Source organism: Enterobacter sp. UPMP2060, from assembly GCF_053709655.1.
The window spans coordinates 1-14,143 of the sequence record NZ_JBSKJQ010000018.1; the positions used below are offsets into that span (position 1 = coordinate 1).

Annotated in this window: 22 protein-coding genes; 20 read left to right on the plus strand and 2 right to left on the minus strand. The window is 43.7% G+C overall.

Going from position 1 to position 14,143, the window contains the following annotated elements; translation table 11 throughout:
- The 7 genes from ACWKXN_RS21400 to ACWKXN_RS21430 all read left to right on the plus strand — a co-directional run.
- Positions 1 to 277, plus strand: a 277-nt coding sequence (locus ACWKXN_RS21400) for a hypothetical protein (RefSeq protein ID WP_454544311.1), incomplete at its 5' end; no start/stop codon positions are given.
- On the plus strand, positions 267 to 485 hold the full coding sequence (locus ACWKXN_RS21405; protein ID WP_454544312.1) for a hypothetical protein: 219 nt from the start codon (positions 267 to 269) through the stop codon (positions 483 to 485). The genes ACWKXN_RS21400 and ACWKXN_RS21405, both read left to right, overlap by 11 nt.
- A 97-nt stretch (positions 486 to 582) precedes the next feature.
- A complete protein-coding gene (locus ACWKXN_RS21410) occupies positions 583 to 912 on the plus strand; it encodes a hypothetical protein (protein ID WP_454544313.1) in 330 nt (109 codons plus the stop codon).
- A 51-nt stretch (positions 913 to 963) separates the two neighbouring features.
- Positions 964 to 1,158: a hypothetical protein gene (locus ACWKXN_RS21415; RefSeq protein WP_454544314.1), complete on the plus strand. Its 195-nt coding sequence runs from the start codon at positions 964 to 966 to the stop codon at positions 1,156 to 1,158.
- Positions 1,159 to 1,225: 67 nt separating this feature from the next.
- Positions 1,226 to 1,360 (plus strand): hypothetical protein, encoded by a 135-nt coding sequence (locus ACWKXN_RS21420; RefSeq protein WP_257789149.1) that lies wholly within the window; start codon positions 1,226 to 1,228, stop codon positions 1,358 to 1,360.
- A gap of 501 nt (positions 1,361 to 1,861) precedes the next feature.
- On the plus strand, positions 1,862 to 2,272 hold the full coding sequence (locus ACWKXN_RS21425) for a relaxosome protein TraM (RefSeq protein ID WP_454544315.1): 411 nt from the start codon (positions 1,862 to 1,864) through the stop codon (positions 2,270 to 2,272).
- A 423-nt stretch (positions 2,273 to 2,695) separates the two neighbouring features.
- Positions 2,696 to 3,409 carry an SDR family NAD(P)-dependent oxidoreductase gene (locus tag ACWKXN_RS21430; protein ID WP_454544316.1) on the plus strand — a complete coding sequence of 238 codons (714 nt, stop codon included), beginning with the start codon at positions 2,696 to 2,698 and terminating at the stop codon, positions 3,407 to 3,409.
- Here the strand turns inward: ACWKXN_RS21430 and ACWKXN_RS21435 are convergent.
- Positions 3,366 to 4,019, minus strand: a complete 654-nt coding sequence (locus ACWKXN_RS21435; RefSeq protein WP_454544317.1) for a VUT family protein — start codon at positions 4,017 to 4,019, stop codon at positions 3,366 to 3,368. The genes ACWKXN_RS21430 and ACWKXN_RS21435 overlap by 44 nt on opposite strands.
- Positions 4,016 to 4,666: a hypothetical protein gene (locus tag ACWKXN_RS21440; protein ID WP_454544318.1), complete on the minus strand. Its 651-nt coding sequence runs from the start codon at positions 4,664 to 4,666 to the stop codon at positions 4,016 to 4,018. The genes ACWKXN_RS21435 and ACWKXN_RS21440 overlap by 4 nt, the downstream gene beginning before the upstream one ends.
- A gap of 124 nt (positions 4,667 to 4,790) precedes the next feature.
- Between ACWKXN_RS21440 and ACWKXN_RS21445 the strand changes: the two genes are divergently transcribed.
- The 13 genes from ACWKXN_RS21445 (at position 4,791) to traW (ending at position 14,138) form a co-directional block, all read left to right on the plus strand.
- The gene (locus ACWKXN_RS21445) at positions 4,791 to 5,276 is read left to right on the plus strand and encodes a transcription termination/antitermination NusG family protein (RefSeq protein ID WP_454544319.1); all 486 of its coding nucleotides are present in this window, start codon (positions 4,791 to 4,793) and stop codon (positions 5,274 to 5,276) included.
- Between the two features lie 28 nt (positions 5,277 to 5,304).
- Positions 5,305 to 5,517: a hypothetical protein gene (locus tag ACWKXN_RS21450; RefSeq protein WP_261643176.1), complete on the plus strand. Its 213-nt coding sequence runs from the start codon at positions 5,305 to 5,307 to the stop codon at positions 5,515 to 5,517.
- Between the two features lie 329 nt (positions 5,518 to 5,846).
- Positions 5,847 to 6,182 (plus strand): type IV conjugative transfer system pilin TraA, encoded by a 336-nt coding sequence (locus tag ACWKXN_RS21455; RefSeq protein WP_454544320.1) that lies wholly within the window; start codon positions 5,847 to 5,849, stop codon positions 6,180 to 6,182.
- A 12-nt stretch (positions 6,183 to 6,194) separates the two neighbouring features.
- Entirely contained in the window at positions 6,195 to 6,503 is a 309-nt protein-coding gene (gene traL / locus ACWKXN_RS21460) for a type IV conjugative transfer system protein TraL (protein ID WP_454544344.1), read from the plus strand.
- Positions 6,504 to 6,515: 12 nt separating this feature from the next.
- Positions 6,516 to 7,085: a type IV conjugative transfer system protein TraE gene (traE, locus tag ACWKXN_RS21465; protein ID WP_454544321.1), complete on the plus strand. Its 570-nt coding sequence runs from the start codon at positions 6,516 to 6,518 to the stop codon at positions 7,083 to 7,085.
- Positions 7,069 to 7,800, plus strand: coding sequence for a TraK domain-containing protein (locus ACWKXN_RS21470; protein WP_454544322.1), 732 nt, complete (start codon positions 7,069 to 7,071; stop codon positions 7,798 to 7,800). The genes traE and ACWKXN_RS21470 overlap by 17 nt, the downstream gene beginning before the upstream one ends.
- Complete coding sequence (traB, locus tag ACWKXN_RS21475) at positions 7,797 to 9,158, plus strand: F-type conjugal transfer pilus assembly protein TraB (protein ID WP_454544323.1); 1,362 nt, start codon at positions 7,797 to 7,799, stop codon at positions 9,156 to 9,158. The genes ACWKXN_RS21470 and traB overlap by 4 nt, the downstream gene beginning before the upstream one ends.
- 194 nt (positions 9,159 to 9,352) lie before the next feature.
- Complete coding sequence (locus ACWKXN_RS21480; RefSeq protein ID WP_454544324.1) at positions 9,353 to 9,589, plus strand: hypothetical protein; 237 nt, start codon at positions 9,353 to 9,355, stop codon at positions 9,587 to 9,589.
- Positions 9,579 to 9,926, plus strand: a complete 348-nt coding sequence (locus ACWKXN_RS21485; RefSeq protein ID WP_454544325.1) for a hypothetical protein — start codon at positions 9,579 to 9,581, stop codon at positions 9,924 to 9,926. The genes ACWKXN_RS21480 and ACWKXN_RS21485 overlap by 11 nt, the downstream gene beginning before the upstream one ends.
- Positions 9,927 to 10,148: 222 nt before the next feature.
- Positions 10,149 to 10,529: a TraV family lipoprotein gene (locus tag ACWKXN_RS21490; protein WP_454544326.1), complete on the plus strand. Its 381-nt coding sequence runs from the start codon at positions 10,149 to 10,151 to the stop codon at positions 10,527 to 10,529.
- Entirely contained in the window at positions 10,517 to 13,120 is a 2,604-nt protein-coding gene (gene traC, locus ACWKXN_RS21495; protein ID WP_454544327.1) for a type IV secretion system protein TraC, read from the plus strand. Before ACWKXN_RS21490 ends, traC begins: the two co-directional genes overlap by 13 nt.
- A complete protein-coding gene (gene trbI, locus ACWKXN_RS21500) occupies positions 13,108 to 13,512 on the plus strand; it encodes a type-F conjugative transfer system protein TrbI (protein ID WP_454544328.1) in 405 nt (134 codons plus the stop codon). The genes traC and trbI overlap by 13 nt, the downstream gene beginning before the upstream one ends.
- The gene (gene traW / locus ACWKXN_RS21505; RefSeq protein WP_454544345.1) at positions 13,512 to 14,138 is read left to right on the plus strand and encodes a type-F conjugative transfer system protein TraW; all 627 of its coding nucleotides are present in this window, start codon (positions 13,512 to 13,514) and stop codon (positions 14,136 to 14,138) included. The genes trbI and traW overlap by 1 nt, the downstream gene beginning before the upstream one ends.
- Positions 14,139 to 14,143: the final 5 nt, after the last annotated feature.

Genomic DNA, 14,143 nt, shown 5'->3' on the forward strand with positions numbered 1-14,143 from the left:
AAAAAAAATGAATGAAGTCCTGAGCGTCAGAAAAAACAAAGGTAATGTAACATACAGGATTGTTGTGTCTGAAGATGCAACACGTTTGTTTATTGAACTTGAAAAACTGATGAAGGTACGCTCAAAAGAGGCCGATAAAAAAACAACTAAAAAGGTTGTTTTTAAGAAATATTTTTATCATGAAGAATTCAGTGACGTTAAAGATGAAATTGAAGACCCAATTTTATTGGAATTCTATACAGATACTATTTTGAAGGTACAAAATCATGATTTTTAAACCTACACCTGAAGAGGTGAAACAAGCTCGTATCAAGGCTGGCTTTACGCAACAGGAGGCCGCAGAACGGTTTGGTTTTACGTTATCAGCTTGGCAAGCTAAAGAAACATCTGGGAAAACGTCAAGAGGTTTGGCTGCTGGGACTTACGAATTGTTATTGTTGCTTGCTGATGAACATCCTGATTATAAATTAATTAAGCGGGGATAAATTATATTGTTATACCATCATTTGATGGTGTAATGAATCTGTTGGTCGGGAATGGTTCCCGGTCTTATCCAGTAGCCCAAACGGGCGGGAGATTTAAATGAATGTATTAGTTTTTAAAAATGGCAATGTTTCAATTAGCGATGTATTTGCATCATCATGGGGTTATGAGCAAACCAACGTTAACTTCTATCAGGTAGTTTCTACTCACGGTAAGAAAACCGTCACTGTGCGGGAAATTCGTGCTGCTACTCATCTTTCCGGCTCAATGGATGGGTATAAGATCCCTGTTCTTGATGATTTCATTGGTGAATGTCTAAAGCGTCAGGTTAAAGTCTGCTTAGACGTACTCGCCATTAAAATAGAAGATTTTGAAACTGCTTATAAAATAGCACCAGGCAAAAAACACCGCTTTACTTCTTATTATTGAAACTAAAGGGAGGGGGATTCCCCTCCATCTATCGGAGAGAACGGAAGAATAATGGAAAGAGAATTTAGCGCAGTGGCTTCCCTGAAACGCAATGTGAAATTCTGGTTTGAAAGCTGTGGTTGCAATAACGAGCAGGTTATCAGTAATGTGAAAAATTGGTTTGATTTTGCATATTGTCCGGCAGAGCAGGAGCAGGCCAAATATGAAATAATATCAGCATTAACCGGAGAGGGAAAAAAGATTTGATTGGAGAGGTATCAGGTTGCTGGAACAGCCTGATACCTATGACACTAAACATATAGAGGACGTTCAAATGTCAATGCAGCAGATAATAGCTATTGCTGATTCCCTTGTAAAGGGATGGGAAGTAAAGATACCGGCATTAAAGGCCACAGAATGGGATGAGCTACGTTGGTGGTTGGATTACTTAAAGGGTTATGATATCTAAATAAAGCGGGGATTTTCCCCGCTTTTTCTTTGTCCTTTCCCCTCGAATTTAATTCCCCCGTCAAATGTTAGAAACGGAATTACCGGGCAGGTAGTGAACAGGAATGTGCTGATGATAGATCTAGCCTGCTTCTTTTCCAGTAATCACCACACCTGACGCAGGATTTAAAAATCCTGCAAGTTGCTTATTAAACAAATAGTTAGTATGTGTGGTGTCTGTTTTATCTGAAAATCTTCCATAAAATAGGACTCTCATAAGAGTCTATGTATAGTCCCTTAGGAGTCTCTTTTAGAGTCTTATAAAACTATTATATATAAATCATGACTTTATATCTTTACTCCCCTTATGAGACTCCTTTAGGAGTTTGGTTTTATATTGTGATAGTCCTATTGAACTCTAGTAAAGTTCTGGTTAGACTCCTGTAAGAGTCTTATTCAACTGGCCTATGCGTTGTTTAAAATAAAACCAGACTCTAACTCAACTATGGATAAGGTGGTCGAAATGCCAAGAGCGCAGGTTTACATAACTCAGAATAATTATAAAAGAATACAGGCTATAGTTGATGCAAAAAAGGAAGATGGTGCTGACAGAACCGAAGCTAACGTATCCTCCGTTTCTGCAATGTTACTGGATATAGGGTTGCGAGTTTATGAATTTCAGCAGAAAAAGGAGCAAGAAGAAATTGAAAGTACGGAAAATTGTGATGTTTTAACAGATTCTACCGTATTCAATAAAGTGTTGCTGGAGAATATATTAAAAACATCTTATGCTTCAACTATACTTCTTCAAATGGTTGGTAATATTAATGAAGTTAAGGGGGTTGAATCTTTCAATTATGATAATGTTAAATTACAAATTAGAGAGAAGGTTGATAATGATTTGGCTTCACTATTAAATAATGAAGCCAAGTAAGTAATATAACTTTCTGCTAAGATATGGGAGGTGTCATTATTATGGATTTGCAACAAGTTTTCCAATTATTATGTTTATGATTTCATGAGTCATATCTTTTGATATGCATTCTGAAAATTTAGAAATGTTAAATGAAATGTAATCCTTATTTGAATATAAAAGAGTAATATTACCGTCAGAAATTAGCTTTTCTCTTTTGATCGTTCTTCTTTTCCATAAGAAATGGATGACATAGATCAAGTCCTGTTGTGATTTTTGAAGGTTATAATATATTTGATCTATAGTGGATATATGTATTCTTTGGGGTTCAAAGCAAGATGTATTGTGTACTCTAAAGAAAGGGGTAGTTGTGACATGAATAAATATGTTTTCATCGTAACATTCCAACCTGACTATTGTTAGTCTAGAAAATAAGGATTTGATGTGAGACGAAAAATTATTGTTACAGGACATGCGAGCGGGATAGGATATCATCTGGCTAATAGATTTCATGATTTAGGGTTCTCCGTAACCGGGATTGATAAAAATATTTCAGATAAATTAAATTGTGAAATAGAACAAATAATTTGTGATTTATCAGATGAAGTCTCTGTAACTAGAACATTTAGACATTTGAGTGGCTATACGTTTGCTGTAAATTGTGCTGGTGTTTCAGGAGTAAGAGATAAAATCGTTAACCTCGGAAAAGATGATTTGATTGATTCATGGGAAAAAATATTTATTCCAACATTTCTATCTTTAAGAGAAGAAATAAAAATGATGAATGAAATGAAAAGTGATGCGCCGTGCAAAATTGTCAACATCGCTAGTTTTACAGCAATGTTTGGTTGTAAAAATATGTTAGCATACAGTGCCGCAAAAGCTTCCATTGTTAACCTTACAAAGGTAGCTGCTGTTGAAAACTCTCCTGGGGTTTTAATAAACTCAGTTTCTCCAGCCACAATCGATACCCCTTTAATTAGAAAAAAATATGATGGAGATCTTCCTGATTATAGTAGTACCTATCTTACCGGAAATTGTGGCTCAGTTGAGGATGTTTTTCTTGCGGTTGATATGCTGTTAAAAAATAACTTCATTACCGGTTTCGATCTAGTTATAGATGGTGGTTTCTCAAGTAACTTTGAAGTGAGACAATGAAAGAAAGTAATAAAGTTACAACTAACTTATAAAAAACAACAAGTGCCACTGATAATAATGCACCTCCTGATAGGTTGTTTTTATACATCATCAGTGGTATTGATATCATGCTAACACTACTCTCAGCAAAGATAGCGGCGATAGAATACTTAGCGAAATCGTTTACCTTTTTCTTCTGTAAAATTGAAAATGTTACTATGTTAATTGTGTTGCTCAACCATACAAAGAAAAATGTAGATACCATTATCACGGGTATTTCACTGAAAACAGAAAAGTAATCTTCTCTATTACCTATGTATGTGAGTGCGTATCCGCAGAAAACAAAGATACAATCGGCAATAAAAGCATATCTGATAACTGTATTTGTAAATAATCGACCATGCCGGTCTTGAATGATATTAGATAGCGTAAAAGTTAGTGGGAAAACAATTAATCCTACTGAAAAATGCAATGGTCTCCCAATCAAATCGAAAGTGACATGATCAAAGAAGAACACCGTTGTCATGCATAGGGTTATCGTGAAGAATATTGGAAGGTATATTCTATCAGCTTCAGATTTGATAGTTTCTCCAAAGAGTTTATCAAGAATCTTAAACATCCGTTTTATCATCGCTTGACTCCATCATTAATAATTAAAATTATAGGCAGTATTAATGTGTTATTTCCTGCCTCCATATCCATTCCATCCTTATTTATATATGCATTCCCGGCATTTCCAATCCTCACTATCTCAATTTTCTTTTGGTTTATGAATAAACTAAAGTCATTGACTCCGCAGAAATTTTGGTTGAATACAATTACGTCCCCTTCAAAAATGAACGGGGGAAACGTTAGGTCTTTTACTTCAAAACAATACGTTGTCTCTACTAATTTGATTTTGTCTTTTACAGAAGCTTTTATGCTCAATATATATCTTTCGATAACGAGAGTGGGGGTCTTTCTGAACGCTATGTTATATAAATTCTCCTCAGAAATCACAGGGATAATGAATGCATTAATTTCTGGGTCGTAAATCGCCATAGGTGGTTCAGGAATGGAGCCTTCACTATATAGGTACTCTTTTGATACCCCCATGCGATCTGCAACTTTTAGCTTTTTTTTCTCAGGCGGAAGCGCGTTTTTGAAGAGCCAGTTTTTGATAGTTCCGGGTTTTTCATCCGTCAAGCTGGCAATCCTGACCTCTTTATTCTTAATGTTGGGCAGGATTTTACTGGATAATTCAATGATTTTACTAGAGAAGTTATTGTTCTTGGACATCTGAGGACGCTTGCTCCACCAATAATGTGTTTTTTTGTTGAAAAAACACATTTGTGTGTTATAGTATAATCTACACTAAACCTGATCCTTTCTTCAATTTTTCTCCGTTCATAGACGGCGAAAAATGGGCGAGATTTTGTCTTTAGCAGGAGGAGCCGTGAAATGCTGGTACTTGCTGTATTGTAAATCTGGATTTAAAAATACTATCAGACGATTGAATGAGCTTGGTGTCGAGGTATACCAACCAACAATGGTTAAAGTTCAACTACGGACGGACTGCCACTCGGTCAGGCTTAAAGAAAAACCTCTTTTTAATAACTATCTTTTCCTTTCTTTCGATATAAACCAGTTACATACCACTACTATCTGTCAAGTGCCTGGCGCAATCGGCTTTGTGCGATTCGGTTCTGAACCTTGTGTCGTCTCTCCAGATGTAATTTCAGCAATCGAGTGCGCTAAAGCTAAAGCTTTAAATAACGATGATGGGTCAGTAGATTGTATAAATGTGCATCCTGCATTAATTCTCAAGATACAGGATATCGTTAAGCTTAGGTCTTCAGATGAAAGAATGGCTGAATTCACAAAGCTACTATCATTTCTAAGAGAGTGAAATATTAACATTTTAGGGTTATTCAATTATGAAAAAAATAGGTAAGCCACCTTCTACTGCTATGGTTTACATTGGCAATGCCCGATATCAATTAATGGATAAAATTGCTCGTGAGATAAGTTTTGAAGCGGGATACACGGTGCGCAGTAGTACTCTCGTTCAGTATTTGATTGATAATTTTAGTGATTCAGCAAGAGTATCAATTTTGGAAGATCTATCTATACGTAACGAAAAGGGATAAGAACTTAAGAGAGGTGATTATGTCTCCGCAAACCAGCCAATTACGGGAAGCTATGATTAAACTGGCTGCGATGAAAATAGCCTATCGCCGGGCGTGGCATAATAAAAAGACACCAGTTACCCAACTTGTATCATTACTCCACGAAGTCGAAATATCAGAGAAGAATTGTCGATTACTTTCCCGCAGCCTCAAAAATTAAACTCTCCGCGAGAGAACTTTCTTTTCGGGGAAGAAAAAACTTCCCCTGATTATTTAAGACGATGTTTTTACAGGAAGCATTCTGCTTTCTGTAACAACCTTGTTTTTATCACAACGAAAGGAAATCAATAATGGAAGTTTCTGTAAATAAAAGCAGTCCTGTATCTTTTCTTAACAACAACCTGTCCCGTAAGAGGATGATGCATCTGATGGTTTTGTTTGCACTGGCCTCTGCATTGTTCCTTGCAATGATGCATGGTTGCTGGGCTGATGATGACCTTCTCAAGGTGGGTGATACCACAGTCAAAGCCACTTTCGGTAAAGATTCATCCCTGATGACGTGGCTTTTGATTGGTGAGGTGGTGATGGCTATCCTGGGTTATGTTGCAACCAAAAACTTCAAGATCCTGGGTGGCATTATCGTTCTTTCCGTTTTTATTAACGTGGCGTTCGCCATCATCGGATAAAGGAAGGTTATGATGGAATCGGGAGATGAACTGAAAAAGTATCGTTTCCCGAAAACTCTAGGGGATCAGTTGCGAATAATCGGCATGCCACTGGATGAGTTTATTCCAACTGTTCCCCCGTTTCTCGTTTCAATCTACTACAAACATGCATTAGGTGGGCTGATTTATGGCATCACCATGTGGCTGTTTATTCGCTGGCTGAAAAGAGGGCGGGGGAGCATGTGGCTTTATAATATGCTCTACTGGTATTTACCAACAGAGCTGTTCCGCGTCGTTTATAAAGTCATACCTGATTCCAGTTTTCGGAAATGGATAAAATAACAGGCGGTAATTATGTCCGTTAAGGCTCAAATTTCCGGTAATAAGGTCGTTGGCTACATTATTGTCGGATTGTTGTTTTTCCTTGCGCTTTCACTTACCAGCAATATTTATCTGGAGATAACAAACCGGGCGCTGGTTAACAAACGTGAAAAAATTGTCGTACCGATGGCATTTGATGCGCCGTTCGTCGTGTCGGAGAGTGAGGCGAGTGCGCCTTATCTTCAGATGATGGCGCTTTCATTTCTCTCACTGCGACTGAATGTCTCTCCTGAAACGGTTGATATGAATCACGGTTTCCTTTTGTCCTATGTTCGCGCCGAATCCCGCGAAAAATTTGCGCCAGTGCTGGCCGCTGAAGCTAAACGGATTAAGGAAAATGCGGTCACATCTGCGTTTTATCAGACCGCTATCAAAGTTTATCCGTCGGCTAGCATTGTTGATATTCGTGGTGTGCTGAAAACATGGATAGGTAACAGCAAGCCACTGGAGGAGATCAAACATTACAGACTGCAACTCAGCTATCGGGCCGGTGTTACCAGCATTGAGAAATTTGTGGAGGTGGACGATGCGAAAACGAAATAGCGTTATCCTGATGCCCGGCCTGTTGTGCCTGATGGCCGTGAATACTGTATTTGCCAGCACCGGCCCGGCAGAGCTTCGCGGTGAGAACGGCAGCACTTTCACCGTGTCTGTCAGCAGGGACAGCGCTAACGTATTGATGGTTCAGGGGGACAGGGTCACTGCCTTAACCAGTAAGGAAAGTGATGTGCCAGATCCGGAGAAAACCGGAAACGGTGCGGTGATGTTCAGCGTTGCAACGGATAAACCTTTTACCTTCGTCGTTGAGACGGAATCCGGCCAGGTATTTTCTGTCAGGGCCACGCCGGTTAAAGGACAGGGCAGAGTATACCGTATTTCACCACTCAGCCCTGTGGTTCATCCGTCAGCTAAAGCCTGGGAAAAAGAGACTCCCTATGAATCCCTTCTGCTTGCCCTCAACAAAGGTGTACTTACCGGGGCCATGCCTGATGGTTATTCACTGGTTGATAATCAGGAGCGTGATACTCGTCTGGCAGCGCCGGTCAGTGCAAAACGCCTTCAGGTATGGGATGGCGGTAATCTTCGGATTGAGAAATACCGCCTGACTAACCCGAATACCTGGGGACTCACGCTTAATGAACATGACTATGTGGGACATGGTGTCCGGTCAGTCATGTTCTGGCCCCGTTCTGCTGTATTACCTGCCGGAGCAACGGTTTCGCTTTATCTGATCCGTGACCTGGAGGTAAGCCAGTGAAAAACGTCAATATTCAGGCCAAAAAGAAGCAGATAGCGATAGTGGTGGCCGTGGTTGTGCTGGGACTTTGCGGCGGTGGGGGGGCGTGGTATCTCACTGCGGCCAAAAGACAGGTTTCATCCCCGCCTCCGGGTGAACCCGCCCCGGATATGACGGGAGTGGTTAATGCCACTTTCGATGACAAAGTTCAGCAGAATGCCATAACGGAAGCGCAGCGTGTCGGCAAAGAGGTAAACGAAAAATTTAAATCAATGGAGCGGGAAATCAAGGCGTTATCGGATAACAACGTCAGTCTGCAAAAACAGCTTACTGACCTGCAACAAACCAATTCTGGTCTTGTCCAGGCAATGACCAGCAATAAAGGGGAGAGCAGTCAGGGTAATGCTGGCGCGGGTAACGCAGGTAAAGCTGATGCTGGTGATAATGCTTCCCCCCCTGCGCAGGGGGGGCAAAATAATTCCCGGTACGATGGGATGGGCTACGCCCCTCCGGGGCAGATAATGGTCATGCCGCGTGAGAATGGTCTTCGCAGGCAGACGTTCAGTCAGGCCGTTCAGGAGCCTGCCTTTCACTTCCCCTATATCCCTTCCGGAAGTTATGCCGAATCAGTCGTGATAGAAGGGGCTGATGCCAATGCGGCCGTTACCGGCTCACAGAACACGTCTCCGATGCAGTTACGGTTAACAGGTAAAGTACAGATGCCTAATGACCGCGAGTTCGATCTTACCGGCTGCTTCGTCACGCTGGAGGCTTACGGGGATGTATCCAGTGAACGTGCGGAGGTCAGGACGCGAAAACTCAGTTGTAATATCGGGAAAGACGTTATTGACCAGGAAATTAAAGGACATGTTTCCTTTATGGGGAAAAACGGCATCAAGGGCGAAGTGGTCATGCGTAACGGTAAGGTGCTTGGCTTTGCCTGGGGGGCTGGTTTCCTCAGCGGGATTGGCAAAGGTATTGAAAGTGCCGGGTCAACCACCGTGGGTGTGGGAGCGACGGCTTCTCCGGGGGCCGGGGACATCATGAAAAGCGGCATAGGTGGAGGCACCAGTGAGGCGGCCAAAACGCTCTCTGAATATTATATTAAACGCGCTGAACAATATCATCCGGTCATTCCCATTGGTGCGGGTAATGAGGTCACACTGGTATTTAACGATGGATTCCAGATACAGACTATTGCGGAGGCGTTAAAAGCGAAACAGAAAAAATCAGAGTCAGCACTGGAAAAAACAGCCAGCGCGGTAGGTCACGAAACGCAAAATACAATCAACGATATTAAAAAGTTTAAACTTGGCGATATTGTTTCTGCGGAAGGTATCAACGGACCGTTGGCTATCCCTGGTGGGGTTAATAAATAAATGGCAATGATAAATAAAGTACTGAAGGCTATGTTCAGATACGGAGGTGCTGTCGTGGTCTTAATGGTTATTGTTCTGATTGTTAATGCACTTCTGCTTTTAGTTATGGGGGTTGATATATCAAGTGTAGTGAACGCAATCATTGAACCAGTTCACTGTGATTGTTTATCCGTACATGGGTGAGGATATTAAAAGTGAGTGATGAAACAGATAAAACAGGGGCAGGTAACGTAATGGTTACAGGTGAACCAGGCCGGGGTAAAACCTGCCTGCAAAGCCAGATAATGCATGTTCTCCTGTCGCAGTCTGATGTTGTTCAGCTACAGCAACGGTATGGCAGTGAAGACAGTGAACCCTTCGCTGAAACTTTGCGTAAAAACTGCAACGTCGGGATTATCTTGAAGTCCGGAGATGAACATCATGGCGAATAAAGAATGCATGAATAATACAATGGCTAATACGGGCGATGTCATAAATTCTGTCAAAGATTTTATTATGGATATGTCATCAAGAGGCATTGTTGTAAATGATCTGCATAAACTAATGGATTGTTGTGAGCACATTGCTGATGCCGGGAATAAAAACCCTCTGGATAATCTGATGCATGTGGTGAAAACAGGGAGGAAGATGGATATACATTTTTATGCCGATGATAAGGTTATCTCGGATATGAGGCTGGGAGAGTACGATTTTTATCTGAAAAGCGTATATGGGTTTACGCCTTATCAGGTGTCAGTATTCGCCAGTTCGGTAGGAGTGGTGAATTGATGGTAAGAAAATTAATCCTGACATTGACATGTGTTTTGTGTATCGCTTCAGGTCTGCTTATTGGTTATGTGATTAATGAGCATAAAGAAGGTGCCTGTATATTACTTCCGGTTCCTTTGCTGATATATATGTGTGGCAGAAAAGCTGCTTTTTACTTCAGTAAGTGCCGATCGTTATAGCCACCTTTCTCCATTTCTTTACATTATCGTCGGTATATAAACTATGAATAAACTCATTATGCCCTTGCTGGCAGGTGTTGTATTGCTTGCAGGTTGTGCCGGTGCTAAATCGGATTTCGAATGTAATGCCACCTCCAGTGACAGTTGTATGACCATTGATGCTGCGAACAATATGGCCCGTCAGAAGGCTAAGGCGGCAGCAGTAAAGCCGGGTGCGGCGTCGTTGCCCGCCCTGGCTAAACCTGCCGGTGCGGGTGTTCCTCTTACCCGTTCGGTGCAGGGGGCATCGTTTCTTCGCCCTCCTGTGAGAACACCAGAAGCGACAGCGAAAGTATGGGTCGCGCCCTGGGTTGATGGTCAGGATAACTTCCATGAGCCAGGGCTGCTGTCATTTGTCGTTAAACCAGGAGAATGGCACCAGTGAGTAATTTAGATATTTTCACTCAGACTATTTCCCGGATTCAGAATGCGATTAAATCGCCTGGTGGCGTTTCTGATGCCAACCGTTCTCTGGGAAATCTGACCTACCCTCAGCTATCAAACCTGCTTCCCTACCGGGAATTTGATGATGAAACAGGACTGTTTATCAATAAAAATACGGCAGGATTTTTACTGAAGGCTGTGCCGCTTATCGGGGCTAATAAGCATATTGTGGATGTGCTGAATGATCTGGTTAAAAGTAAACTACCCCGTAAAACGCCCGTCAGCTTTCACCTTGTCTCCAGTCAGGTCATCGGTGAAGAACTGGATTATGGTCTGTCGGATTTTGCCTGGCAGGGAAAACAGGCTGATAAATTTAATGCTGTTACCCGTGCCTATTATCAGCAGGCCGCCCGTAAAAGCTTTCGCACGCCAACCGGGCTGCCACTGACCCTGCGTAGTTACTCTCTGTATATTGCCTGTGCGGTAAAAAAGAAAAGTAACCGGTCTTCCACCATGACCAGCCTTTCTCACCTGATGAAAGTTGTCCGGGCGACGCTCGATTCCGCGAAACTGTATACCGAAATTGTTAACCGGGAAGGGCTGGTCAGTCTTGTCAGTGGTCTGGTGAACTTTCGCTGCGATCAGCTTTTCCGCCCGGAAGTGAAGGTTAATGAATATGATGACCTCCATTTCCAGTGCGTTGAGAACGGTATTGATTTTGATGTTTACCCTGAAAAACTGATCGTTACATTGCCGGAAAAAGCGGGTAGCGTAAAAACGTCCCGCGTCATGAATTTTATGCTTGATGACAACCCCGATATGTTCCTGCTGTGGCAGGGGGGGGACAATATCAGCAATCTGCTGAATCCGGATTTGAGCATACCTTTTCCCTTTGTACTCACATTTACCGTTGAAGCGGAAGATCAGGTTGCGGCACAGGGGGAGGCTAACCGTAAGTTTCTCGATCTGGACAGCAAATCCAAAGGTTCGCTGGCAAAACTTCTGCCGAATCTGATCAACCAGCGCAACGAATGGGAATCAGTTCGCAGCCGTCTTCTGTCAAATGAAAGCTGCCTGGTCAGGCATTACTTCAATATTACGGTTTTTTGCCGTGATGATGACAGTGAAGCGCTGACCTGCGAGCAAAAGGTGATTAACACCTTTAAGAAAAACGGACTTGAACTTTGTGCCCCGCAATATATGCAGCACCGTAACTGGATGTCGATGTTGCCATTTATGGCTCACGAGGGGCTATGGAGCGATCTGAAGGTTTCCGGTGCCACTAACCGGTGTGAAAGTATTCAGGCTGTTAACCTTATGCCGGTGATTGCTGACAACCGCCTGTGCCAGAAGGGACTTCTGGCACCGAGCTACCGCAATCAGCTTGCCTTTCTGGATATCTTTGGTGAAGGCATGGGGAATACCAACTACAACATGGGCGTTACCGGCACATCGGGAGCGGGTAAAACCGGTCTGGTGCAGCCTATCTTACGCAGCGTACTGGACAGCGGCGGTCTGGTCTGGGTGTTCGATATGGGCGATGGCTATAAGTCGTTCTGTGAGAACATGGGCGGGACTTACATTGATGCCTCGTCACTGTCGTTTAACCCCTTCGCTAACGTCACGGATATTACCCGCTCCGGTGAGCGTATCCGCGATCAGTTGTCTGTGCTGGCAAGCCCGGACGGAAACCTCGATGAAATCCACGAAGATCTGCTGCTCGAAGGCGTGATGTATGCCTGGGAGACAAAGGGGAATGCGGCACATATTGATGATGTGGTGACGTTCCTGAAAGGGGCTGTGCTTCAGGCAAGAAAGGACGGGGCAGACAGTATCGCCCGCCGCTTTGATGAAATTATCAAACTGCTGGGAAAATACTGCGCGGGCGGTATTTATGCCGATTACTTCAACAGTGATAAGCCCTCGCTTCAGGAAGATGCCCGGATGATTGTCCTTGAGATGGGGAGCCTGCAGGAAAGGCCAGCACTGCTCGTTGCGGTGATGTTTTCGCTCATCATCTATATCGAAGACAAAATGTATCGTTCGCCGCGTAACCTGAAAAAGTGTTGCGCTATCGATGAAGGCTGGAAACTGCTTAATTTTAAAAATCAGAAGGTTGGCTCGTTTATTGAAACAGGCTATCGCACTGTTCGTCGCCATAACGGCTCCTTTATCACCATCACACAGAACATTAAAGACTTTGATTCACCCGATGCATCTTCAGCCGCAAAAGCTGCCTGGGGTAACTCTGCTTTCAAGGTGGTTGCTAAACAGGATACCACTGAGTTCAAGACTTACTGTGAACGTAACCCCAGCCAGTTCAGCGACTATGAGCGCCAGATTATCGAGCGTTTCGGGGATGCGAAAGATCAGTGGTTTTCGTCATTTATGCTGCGTATCGGGGCTGTCAGTTCCTTCCATCGTCTGTTCGTTGATCCCCTGAGCCGTGCCATGTTTTCTTCCCGTGGTGGCGATTTTGAGTTTATCCAGGAAAAACGGGCGCAGGGATGGGATATCCACGATGCGGTATATGAACTGGCAAAACTCAACTATCCGGACGAAATGGAGGAGCTTGAAGCATGGGAACTCTGAGCAGTAATGATATCCGCCGCGGTATTGTGGCCCCGGCCAGACGCCGGTTACGCCACCGGGTCCGTCTTCTTTTGCTGGCCGGGGCGCTGATTGCAGTGAATGCCGGTATTTCGGCGCTGATGGTTGAGTGGCGAACGCCTGACGTGGTGACGTTCGATATGAAAGGGACGATAGACCGGTTTATGGATCAGTCTTCCCGTAAAAATCTTGATGAAGTGACCAGCCGCGCCCTGACCGAACGCTTTACCTCAAACCTTAACCGCAGCATCGAGGACTGGCAGGCATCACACCGCGCACTGATTCTGGTCACGCCTGCTGTGGTCAGTGGGGCCAGAGATATCACCCGCGATGTTCAGCAGGACGTGGCCCGGAAAATGCAGGCAGGGCAATGATGAAAAAGTCACTTCTTCTGATACTGGCGATAGCATGCAGCGCCGGTGCTAAAGACCTGGGAACATGGGGCGACCTCTATCCCATTCAGGAACAGGATATGCTGACGTTCATTCAGCAGCGGCTTAAATCGATGGAGGCAGATGGTTCACTTGCCCGTGAACAGAAAGCCGTCCAGGAGCGCGTAAAAGCGCATATTCTCAGGCCACCTCCGGTAACGGGGCTTCGTTTAGCCGATAAAAGCGAAACCCACTATATCGACCCGACGTTTACCGTTGATAAAGACATTGCTGATGGTAAGGGCGTGGTTTTCGCGCATAAAGGGGACAAAATCAATCCACTGGAGCATGTGCCATTCCGGGAAACCCTTTACTTCATCGACGGCGACGATAAACGTCAGATTGACTGGATGAAACAGCAGAAGCCGGACACGGTGATCAGTAAAATTGTCCTGGTGAACGGCAACATTAAAACCAGCGGGGAAAGCCTTGACGCTCAGGTTTACTTTGATCAGAACGGCACGTTAAGCCGCAAGTTTAAGCTTGACGCCGTTCCGGCCAGAGTCACCGTAGCTGCTGACGGTAAACGTCTGCGGGTAGATACGTTTGCGATGGAGGGCGGAAAGTGAGACTA

Coding starts and splice junctions, on each gene's coding strand:
- ACWKXN_RS21405 (WP_454544312.1), top strand. CDS start 267: ATGATTTTTAAACCTACACCTGAAGAGGTGAAACAAGCTCGTATCAAG.
- ACWKXN_RS21410 (WP_454544313.1), top strand. CDS start 583: ATGAATGTATTAGTTTTTAAAAATGGCAATGTTTCAATTAGCGATGTA.
- ACWKXN_RS21415 (WP_454544314.1), top strand. CDS start 964: ATGGAAAGAGAATTTAGCGCAGTGGCTTCCCTGAAACGCAATGTGAAA.
- ACWKXN_RS21420 (WP_257789149.1), top strand. CDS start 1,226: ATGTCAATGCAGCAGATAATAGCTATTGCTGATTCCCTTGTAAAGGGA.
- ACWKXN_RS21425 (WP_454544315.1), top strand. CDS start 1,862: ATGCCAAGAGCGCAGGTTTACATAACTCAGAATAATTATAAAAGAATA.
- ACWKXN_RS21435 (WP_454544317.1), bottom strand. CDS start 4,019: ATGATAAAACGGATGTTTAAGATTCTTGATAAACTCTTTGGAGAAACT.
- ACWKXN_RS21440 (WP_454544318.1), bottom strand. CDS start 4,666: ATGTCCAAGAACAATAACTTCTCTAGTAAAATCATTGAATTATCCAGT.
- ACWKXN_RS21445 (WP_454544319.1), top strand. CDS start 4,791: ATGGGCGAGATTTTGTCTTTAGCAGGAGGAGCCGTGAAATGCTGGTAC.
- ACWKXN_RS21450 (WP_261643176.1), top strand. CDS start 5,305: ATGAAAAAAATAGGTAAGCCACCTTCTACTGCTATGGTTTACATTGGC.
- ACWKXN_RS21455 (WP_454544320.1), top strand. CDS start 5,847: ATGGAAGTTTCTGTAAATAAAAGCAGTCCTGTATCTTTTCTTAACAAC.
- traL (WP_454544344.1), top strand. CDS start 6,195: ATGGAATCGGGAGATGAACTGAAAAAGTATCGTTTCCCGAAAACTCTA.
- traE (WP_454544321.1), top strand. CDS start 6,516: ATGTCCGTTAAGGCTCAAATTTCCGGTAATAAGGTCGTTGGCTACATT.
- ACWKXN_RS21470 (WP_454544322.1), top strand. CDS start 7,069: ATGCGAAAACGAAATAGCGTTATCCTGATGCCCGGCCTGTTGTGCCTG.
- ACWKXN_RS21485 (WP_454544325.1), top strand. CDS start 9,579: ATGGCGAATAAAGAATGCATGAATAATACAATGGCTAATACGGGCGAT.
- ACWKXN_RS21490 (WP_454544326.1), top strand. CDS start 10,149: ATGAATAAACTCATTATGCCCTTGCTGGCAGGTGTTGTATTGCTTGCA.
- traC (WP_454544327.1), top strand. CDS start 10,517: ATGGCACCAGTGAGTAATTTAGATATTTTCACTCAGACTATTTCCCGG.
- trbI (WP_454544328.1), top strand. CDS start 13,108: ATGGGAACTCTGAGCAGTAATGATATCCGCCGCGGTATTGTGGCCCCG.
- traW (WP_454544345.1), top strand. CDS start 13,512: ATGAAAAAGTCACTTCTTCTGATACTGGCGATAGCATGCAGCGCCGGT.